Origin of the sequence: Desulfosporosinus sp. I2, from assembly GCF_000960765.1 — a bacterium.
GTDB lineage: Bacteria > Bacillota > Desulfitobacteriia > Desulfitobacteriales > Desulfitobacteriaceae > Desulfosporosinus.
The window spans coordinates 1-8,373 of record NZ_JYNH01000186.1 but is presented as its reverse complement, the minus strand read 5'-3'; the positions used below and the strand labels follow the sequence as shown (position 1 = coordinate 8,373).

Annotated in this window: 7 protein-coding genes and 1 pseudogene; 5 read left to right on the top strand and 3 right to left on the bottom strand. The window is 48.2% G+C overall.

The genetic code is table 11. From position 1 onward, the window contains the following. The 5 genes and pseudogenes from UF75_RS23570 to UF75_RS28700 form a co-directional block, all read left to right on the top strand. On the top strand, positions 1 to 2,141 hold a 2,141-nt coding region (locus UF75_RS23570), incomplete at its 5' end, for a tetratricopeptide repeat protein (RefSeq protein ID WP_045576966.1). Positions 2,142 to 2,308: 167 nt separating this feature from the next. Then, positions 2,309 to 3,741: pseudogene (locus UF75_RS23565) on the top strand (DUF3991 domain-containing protein). A gap of 13 nt (positions 3,742 to 3,754) precedes the next feature. Then, positions 3,755 to 5,572, top strand: coding sequence for a VirD4-like conjugal transfer protein, CD1115 family (locus tag UF75_RS23560; RefSeq protein WP_045576965.1), 1,818 nt, complete (start codon positions 3,755 to 3,757; stop codon positions 5,570 to 5,572). A gap of 11 nt (positions 5,573 to 5,583) precedes the next feature. Next, a complete protein-coding gene (locus UF75_RS23555; RefSeq protein ID WP_045576964.1) occupies positions 5,584 to 5,841 on the top strand; it encodes a helix-turn-helix domain-containing protein in 258 nt (85 codons plus the stop codon). 737 nt (positions 5,842 to 6,578) lie between these two features. After that, complete coding sequence (locus UF75_RS28700) at positions 6,579 to 6,743, top strand: hypothetical protein (protein WP_156146582.1); 165 nt, start codon at positions 6,579 to 6,581, stop codon at positions 6,741 to 6,743. A gap of 30 nt (positions 6,744 to 6,773) precedes the next feature. On the opposite strand, the gene UF75_RS23550 is transcribed toward UF75_RS28700, so the two are convergent. Genes UF75_RS23550 through UF75_RS30515 form a run of 3 tightly spaced genes read right to left on the bottom strand, consistent with a single transcriptional unit; the run spans position 6,774 to position 8,354 of the window. Continuing rightward, the gene (locus UF75_RS23550; RefSeq protein ID WP_045576963.1) at positions 6,774 to 7,250 is read right to left on the bottom strand and encodes a hypothetical protein; all 477 of its coding nucleotides are present in this window, start codon (positions 7,248 to 7,250) and stop codon (positions 6,774 to 6,776) included. Positions 7,251 to 7,264: 14 nt separating this feature from the next. Beyond that, positions 7,265 to 8,098: a hypothetical protein gene (locus UF75_RS23545; RefSeq protein ID WP_242860405.1), complete on the bottom strand. Its 834-nt coding sequence runs from the start codon at positions 8,096 to 8,098 to the stop codon at positions 7,265 to 7,267. A gap of 4 nt (positions 8,099 to 8,102) precedes the next feature. Then, positions 8,103 to 8,354 carry a hypothetical protein gene (locus UF75_RS30515; protein WP_242860404.1) on the bottom strand — a complete coding sequence of 84 codons (252 nt, stop codon included), beginning with the start codon at positions 8,352 to 8,354 and terminating at the stop codon, positions 8,103 to 8,105. Positions 8,355 to 8,373: the final 19 nt, after the last annotated feature.

The window sequence follows — 8,373 nt, the reverse complement described above, 5'->3', positions numbered from 1 at the left end:
ACGCACTGCAGGATATCTTGGCGCTGAAACAATCGGGAGCCTGTGAGAACCCATTCATCGAAGATCTGCTGTCCCGTCTGGCGGAGCGGCTGAAGTATACGAAAGGGAAGAAGCAGTACGGTTATCTCAAAGCGCCACTAAAGTCTATAGTAGATCAGATTGTGGATGAGTTGGCAAAGGACCCAAGGGTGGCGGAAGCCTACGCAAAATGGTACGAGCTGCGCAACGAAGTGCAGCGCACATATAAGGATAAGCTTCCCGATCAGCTTTCGCTCTCTCAGCAAAAAGAATTCAAGAGCATAAAAAATATGGTGATCGCCGAAGCCATGAACATCGGCGGTCACCATTTTACTTTTGAGGGCGATGAGAATGATGACGAATTATATGAAGAAACAGTATCAGCTACAGAGGAATCCGATTCTGCATTGAAGGCGGAAGAACAGTTTCTGGTCTTAAATGAAAGATTGGATGAGGATGAAGATATTCCGTACTTTGCTTCGGAGTATTTATCCAGTACCGATTTAGGTCAAGATGATTCCGGGGAACCCCATCCCCATATCACATGGAGCGACCGCTACAAAGAGGCTCGCACGTTTCTCTATGACAGCGATGACATGGAACCGGACTTTGAGCGAGTCCTCTGCTTGTTCCTTGAGGAAGCTGAAACAGGAAACGCTCTCGCCATGCACGACCTCGGCCGTATGTATTCGGACGGGCTTGGTGTGGAGATAGACAAAGATCTCTCCTTTTCCTGGTACAACAAAGCACTCGCCGCGTTTCTGGATATTGAAACAGAAAAAGAAAACCGGTATGTGGAATACCGCATCGGTAAAATGTACGCAGCGGGACTTGGTACGGAACAGGATTATGAGGAAGCGGCGGGATGGTTTGATATGGCGGTTTCACAAAACCACAAATATGCCCAGTATTCTCTCGCCGGTCTTTTTTACCGGGGGCAAGGCGTGGATCAGGACTTTAAAACCGCCTTCGACCTATACCGCAGGTCTGCCAGACAGCGTGTACCATACGCATCCTATGAGCTGGCGAAAATATACCGGGACGGCGTCGGCACTGCAAAGAATGCTGAAAAAGCGGAACTGCACTTTGAGGAAGCCTTTATTTGTTTTCAAAGGTTGGAGGAACGGAGCCATGATGATAAGCTCCAGTACCGCCTGGGGCAAATGCTCTATACCGGAACCGGCACGGAGAAGGATGTGTCTGCGGCGGTTGCATGTTTTGAAAAGGCCGCACGACTTGGCAATGTCCATGCCCAATACATGCTCGGCAAGATCTACCTGGATGCAGACAGCGGTTATGAAAACGCAGAGAAGGCCATCCTGTGGCTGACAATAGCCGCGGACAGCGGCAGCAGCCTTGCACAGTATGCCCTGGCTAAGCTGCACCGTGACGGCAGTCATGTGGAGAAGAATATGGAAAAAGCCGTGTCGTTGTTCACAATGGCGGCGAAACAGAATAACCAGTACGCTGCATATGCCCTCGGCAGTCTCTATCTTGCCGATATAGATACTCCCAAGGATGTAGAAGCCGCCGTCAAATGGCTGACGGTTTCCGCAGATCTTGGGAATCAGTTTGCACAATACGCACTGGCGAAGCTATATCTGGCGGGAGAGGATGTTCCGAAAGACATTCCCAGGGCGGTGGAGCTCTTCACGAAATCGGCATCGCAGAACAATTCGTTCGCCCAGTATCAGCTTGGAAAGCTCTATTTGCTGGGAGAGGATGTCCCCAAGAATGTGGAGGATGCTGTCAAATGGCTGATTGCATCCGCGGAGCAGGGCAGTCAATACGCGCAATATGTACTTGGCAAGCTCTATCTTATGGGACATGAGGTTCCAAGGGATCGGGAGGCAGCGGTACGCTGGCTCACTCTGTCGGCTGAACAGGAAAATATCTACGCACGGTTTTTCCTTGACCATCTGGACTCGTTCCGTGATCCGTCTCTCTTCCTTGCAGCCACGCGGCTTCTGCATCATTTAAGCCGAATATTCAGGGAAGAACAAAGAAAGCTTCCCGGCGGGCCGGGAATGCAGGCGGACAGCAAGCTGCGCCGCAGGCTCCGCCAGAAAAAGATCGCCCAGGGGCACGCCCCGGACGATCACGAACTCAAACAAACCTATTAAAGCAAAGGAGGGTTCCCATGCAAATAAAATATCCAAAACAGCTGCAGAAGAAAGAACTGCTCTCCGTAAAATTCAATCAGTTGTCATTCAGACCATCCGCTAATCGGCGGGTGGTTTTTTTTTCGCCGCCGCGGGAAACGCGAGCGCTGATAAGGAGGGTGCGTGGTATGCCATATATTCATTTTACGGACGAACAAAAACAGCGGGCTAACTCGGTGGATCTGGTGGATTTTCTCCAGCGTCAGGGAGAACAGCTGGTGAGTTCTGGTCGGGAATGGCGCTGGAAACGGTACGATAGCGTGACCGTGCGAGGCTGCCAATGGTTCCGCCATTCCCGGAAAGAAGGCGGTCATGCCATCGACTTCGTCCAGCAGTTCTATGACATGAGCTTTCCCGAAGCGGTGACGCTGCTCCTCGGCGGCGAGTCCGGCGTGGAATGGAACCAGACCTCCAAGAGTGCGCCGCCTCTCCGCAAAGCCTTCGCGCTGCCGGAAGCCAATCCGGATATGCGCCGGGTGTTTGCCTATCTTATCAAACAGCGCTTCATAGACCGGGAGGTGCTGTCCCATTTTGCCCATGAAAAGCTAATCTACGAGGATAAGGAATATCACAATGCAGTGTTTGTGGGGCTAGATGAAAACGGCGTTCGCCGTCATGCTCACAAGCGCGGAACCTACACCCAGGGAGAGCAATACAAGGGCAATGTGGAAGGCAGCGATCCCAAATACAGCTTTCACCGGATTGGGGAAAGCGATACACTGTATGTTTTTGAGGCGCCAGTGGATATGCTGTCGTTCATTACCCTGAATAAGGATGGCTGGAAGCAGCACAGCTATGTCACGCTGGACGGCGTATCGGAACATGCTATGCTCTGTCAGCTGGATACGAATCCACGACTGAAAAGCATCGTGCTGTGCCTGGACCATGACGAGGCAGGCATCGAAGCCAGCGGCCGCCTGAAGGATATTCTGCAGGAGAAGGGCTATGCAATATTTCTGTACTTCAGTCACAGCACAAGGACTGGAACGAGGATCTGAAAGCCAGGTATGGCGTCAGTCCCATAACGGCACGGGAGCATCCAAAGCTGGAGCTTCTGCCCAAGGTATGCGCTGAACTGCACGATTTGTGCAAAGCTCTTTCAACGCATAAAGATATTGACTCCTTCCTCGCAGTGTGTGCCGAGACGGTGGAACCGCTTCTTGCCTCCGGTAAAACAGCGGCTCTGAATACAGAAGCTGTTCGGGAGTGTCTGCAGTGCATGGCAGCTGGCTCACTGACAGCCCTGCAAAGGCAGCTGCGCCAGATGGGACAGCCAGTGACAATGGAGCAGCTCGTTCAAAAGCTACAGAACAGCTACCGTCCCCATGAGGATCGGGGCTGGCTTCGTACTAAGGCGGAGCAGCTGCGACAGGATGTTTCGGATATCAACCGTCAGCTTCAGGCATCCGGTATCCGCACGCTGGAGGATAAAGAAAAGCTCCTGTCCTCTTATCAGCACCTTGCGCTGGACTGCGTAAAAACCTTAATGTTTGTTGAACTGGAGATGCTGTCGATGCTTCCGGTACGGGAGCAAGCAGTAAATTTTTCGATGACCATGTAAAGGAGGGATCGAGTTGCAAACATCCCAAATCATAATTCTATCAGCCGCCGGACTGTCTATGTTCGGGGGTATCGGCTTGTTATCACTCATAGCGCATTACTACACGCTCAACGGCATCAAGTCCAAAACTGACGGCGACGGTCAGCACGGTACGGCGCGCTGGGCAACAAAGCGGGAGATTAAAAAGACTTATACTGAAATTCCCTATGAGCCGGAGAAGTGGCGGAAGGGCGAAAGCCTTCCGAAAGCGCAGGGTCTGATAGTCGGCTGGAGGAAGGCGTCGCTGTTTGACAATACCGCTTCGCACGGATATGCGCTGGTTGACGATGACGATATCCACTGCCTGATGATCGGCGCGGCAGGCGTCGGCAAGACCGCAAACTTTCTCTATCCGAATCTGGAATACGCCTGTGCCTGCGGCATGAGCTTTGTAACCACCGACACCAAAGGCGACCTCTACCGCAATTATGCCGGGATCGCAAAAGACAAATACGGATACGAGGTTGCTGTCATTGACCTGAGAAACCCCACCCGCTCGGACGGAAACAATCTGCTCCATCTGGTCAACCGATATATGGACGCATATCTCAATAATCCTCAGAACCTTGCGTTTAAGGCCAGAGCGGAGAAGTATGCCAAGATAACCGCCAAAACCATCATCTCCTCCGGCGGCTTTGATTCAGCAATGGCTGGACAAAATGCCTTTTTCTATGATGCAGCAGAAGGGCTGCTGACGTCCGTAATCCTGCTTATCGCGGAATACTGCGAGCCGAAGCAGAGGCACATCGTGTCGGTGTTCAAATTGATACAGGATCTTCTGGCGCCCAGCGGCGTCAAGGGCAGGACTTTGTTTCAGCTGCTCCTTGCTCATCTGCCGAATGAGCACAAGACCAAGTGGTTTGCGGGAGCGGCGCTCAACTCGGCGGAGCAGGCCATGCAAAGTGTTCTCTCTACTGCGCTTTCACGGCTTAACGCTTTTCTGGATTCCGAGCTGGAGCAGATACTGTGCTTTGACACGGCAATCGATGCGGAAAGGTTCTGCACCAATAAAAGCGCCATCTTCCTGGTGATGCCGGAAGAAGACAGCACCAAGTATTTCATCATCAGTCTGATCGTACAGCAGCTCTACCGTGAAATGCTGTCAGTGGCAGACGAGCATGGCGGCAAGCTTCCCAATCGTGTGATGATGTTCCTCGACGAGATCGGAACCATTCCAAAAATTGAGTCGGCGGAGATGATGTTCTCTGCTTCCCGTTCCCGCCGTGTGTCCATTGTAGCCATCATCCAGAGCTTTGCGCAGCTGGAGAAAAACTATGGCCGCGAAGGGTCCGCTATTATCATTGATAACTGCCAGGATACCGTATTCGGCGGCTTTGCTCCCAACAGTGAATCCGCACAGATTTTGTCAAAAGCCATGGGCAGCAAGACCGTCATGAGCGGTTCCGTCAATCGGGGTAAAAACGACCCGTCGCAGAGCCTGCAGATGATTGAGCGCCCGCTAATGACGTCAGACGAGTTAAAGTCCATGCCTAAGGGCCATTTTATTGTTACCAAGACCGGAGAATACCCGATGCGCACCCGGCTGAAGCTATTCACGGAATGGGGCATTACCTTCGGCAAGCCTTATGAGATTGCCGAACAATCAGCCAGAGAAGTGGAGTATGCCGACAGGCGCAGAGTGGAAGAAGAAATCATCCGCCGACATTCTGTCTGTGTGGATGTGCCGGAGGAAGATGAAGTCAGATCTGCCGCATCGGGCGGATTATTGCACACGGCGAATCAGGAGCCGGAAGCGCCTACCAGGACAAAAGCTCCTGTTCGGATTGAATAGGAGGTGAAACTGTGGGTTACTTTTCTTCTCTTTACTCCTCGGAGCTTCCGTATCGCGCTAGGGCTGTCTATATGTACCTTCATGACCGAGCAGATAAGGACGGCAAATGTTACCCGGCGATTGGTACCATCGCTAAGGAGTTAAAGCTGTCCCGAAGCACCGTCAAACGCGCCATAGCTGACCTTGAAAAAAGCGGCCGTCTGCGCAAGGAGCAAAGATGGCGTGAGAACGGCGGTAAGAGCAGCAATCTGTATTATGTCAAACTCTAAAAACTTTACTTTTGCACCAAGGGGGTAGCCTGCTCATTTGCTGAACTATAGTACAGTTCACAGTGAACTATGCAGTGAACTGCCCACTCAAAGATATAGACTAACATCAGAAAAGAAAACAACATAAATAAGAAGATAAGATGAAGATAGAAGACTCAACATTATGAAAGACACTGACAGTAACTGTTTTACACGATTAATGCCGGAACGTATTCCGAAGAGGAATATTTACTCGTTGGAGTTTGGAATATAGGTAATGGTATCTCCGTTGCAAGAGAAAGTTTGATTTTCATCTGCATAAAGAATTAAGCTCACCCTGTTGGATGGCTTAATTCTTTATGCATTTTTTGCTATTCCATGGATAGCAATTTCCGGGGGATTGAAAGGATATAATTGCAAAAAATATTGAATAACAAAGAAAAAACAGTGTGATCGGTTTGCTGCCAATTACTATAGCTTATTGTGGGCAATAGATTGCGTTCTACAACGAACAAACAGCATATCTCCAAGGATGTGAAAATGCAAGAATTGCGGTTGATTGCCGCAATTTCCTGCTTTTTTCGATGTTTTTTTGGTGAAAGTAATGAGAAATAGATTTTTTAATTTGCTCTAAAATATTAGGATTATTCTTAATAAACAAGACATAAAATTTCATCCTCACCGATTGCAAAGAGTTGGAGGAACCACTGCAGCCCAGTTTTGCAGAGGCCGACCTGCGCCTGTTGCGCGGTTCGGCCATGCCCCATGAGCTGACCTATATGCAAAACGCCGTGAATCGATGCAAAGGAATGACGGTTCAGACGCTGGGGATGTATGTGCACTTAGATATCCGAGGGAGAAATATGCCCAGCCGCTTGCGTAAAAAACAGCAAAGAAAAACCGGGAGTTGTCCCGGTAAGTAGTATGAAACTGATCTTTATCGTATGAAAATGTTATAATTTTGGGCGCGGCCCATTCTTATACTTGAGATATAACGTGTTGATCGCATCGAAGGTAATATCCTCCGATTTGTATTTTGTACCATCAATGTCCACAATGTCATTTGCAATAACAAAAAGGCTGAGTGAGCTGCCACTGTCATTGTAAAACGAAACTAAAAGGCAACGCGCTCGTGTGGGTGCTTGTGTGGTGCATTTTATAAAAGATGTTTTGTTGAATAAGCTCTCAATCTGCTTTATGATTTCTGGGTCTTTGATATTGACAGTACTGTTGCTATCGCTGCTGACTGGATCAGAAATACCGATGCTTTTTGTATTTTCAAGCTTTAATGAAATTTCATCTCTATCCTTGGAAATCATATTTTCCCCTTCATTTGATGATTTATGACTCCCGCATGCTGCTAAGATTATTACAAGAATAACCGAGAAAAGGATACCCCATAAAACCCTGTATCTTTCTGTTTTAATCACTTACACTTCCCTTTTTAATGTCTCCAGTAGGTTTTGGTATATAAATAGTATGGGCAGTCATTAATGGGGTGACGATATAAGCCAGCAGCGCCCCATTTGGAGGTAACTGTAATATTGGAGCCGCTCACAGATGTAACGTTTCCGGAATGTGCTCCGTTATAATATACCTTGTCACCGGCCGTGGGGTTCGTTACTTTGTTATAATAACCATAAGTCATATAATAAGCTGCCTCATCCATCCACCACGTATTGCCTGTCGAGGATAAATACCAAGCATATGAATGACAGTTGTAGTTGTAAGTGGCAGTGCCTAGTCTTGTTGCTGTTGGATATGTTGCATCAAAATAGTTATTTGTAGCTGTTTTATCAGTAGATGTCATATCTTGCCGCTTACAGACCAAAACCCCAGTAGTAGACAGTGGAGGATAAACATAGCCATACTCTAAGATATCTCCGGGAGCTGCCGCAATTACCGATGTTTTTTCCATTACAAGGGACGACGTCTGAAACTTATCGGATACTTGTTGTGAAAGTGCCGCTACAGCCTCTTTTTCATCCTGACTAAGCATATCATATACTTTCGGATAGACCAACAGAGACTCCATAAACATCTTTTGCATGATATCTGTATCACTGATATTGTTTTTTGTTTTGACGGCCATTTTTTCCATGCTATTTTTGTAAATAGTTTGAAGTTTTTCCGCCAAGTCTGGTCTCTGCAAAAGAACCGCAGCGCCGTTAAACTCCAAAGAAAGGCCTTCAAATCCTTGGGTTGTATTGTCATAAGCTAAAATATCAATCATGAATGGATAGTCAAGTACTGTCTTTAACAACGTTGCTGTATCCATTTTTTCAGCTGTGCTTAGTGGGATATTCAGCATTTCCTTCAGTTGCACTGATGAATAGTTTTTCCATTCCTTTGACTTTTGGAGTCATCGAAAATTCGAAGGAATTTTGTGAATCAAGAATGTCTTTTTGATCAATGCTTATATCGCCGACAAAACTGGGGGAAACATGTGTAGAGTCTTCCGCAAATACTGCAGTTGCTCCGAAGCTTAATACCATCGCGATAACAAGAATACACGCCAATAGTCTTTTTTTCATTTTAATTTTACCTCCTCAA

Excerpts from the sequence above, each read along its gene's own strand:
- UF75_RS28700 (WP_156146582.1), top strand. The coding sequence starts at position 6,579 with ATGCCCCATGAGCTGACCTATATGCAAAACGCCGTGAATCGATGCAAA.
- UF75_RS23545 (WP_242860405.1), bottom strand. The coding sequence starts at position 8,098 with ATGGATACAGCAACGTTGTTAAAGACAGTACTTGACTATCCATTCATG.
- UF75_RS30515 (WP_242860404.1), bottom strand. The coding sequence starts at position 8,354 with ATGAAAAAAAGACTATTGGCGTGTATTCTTGTTATCGCGATGGTATTA.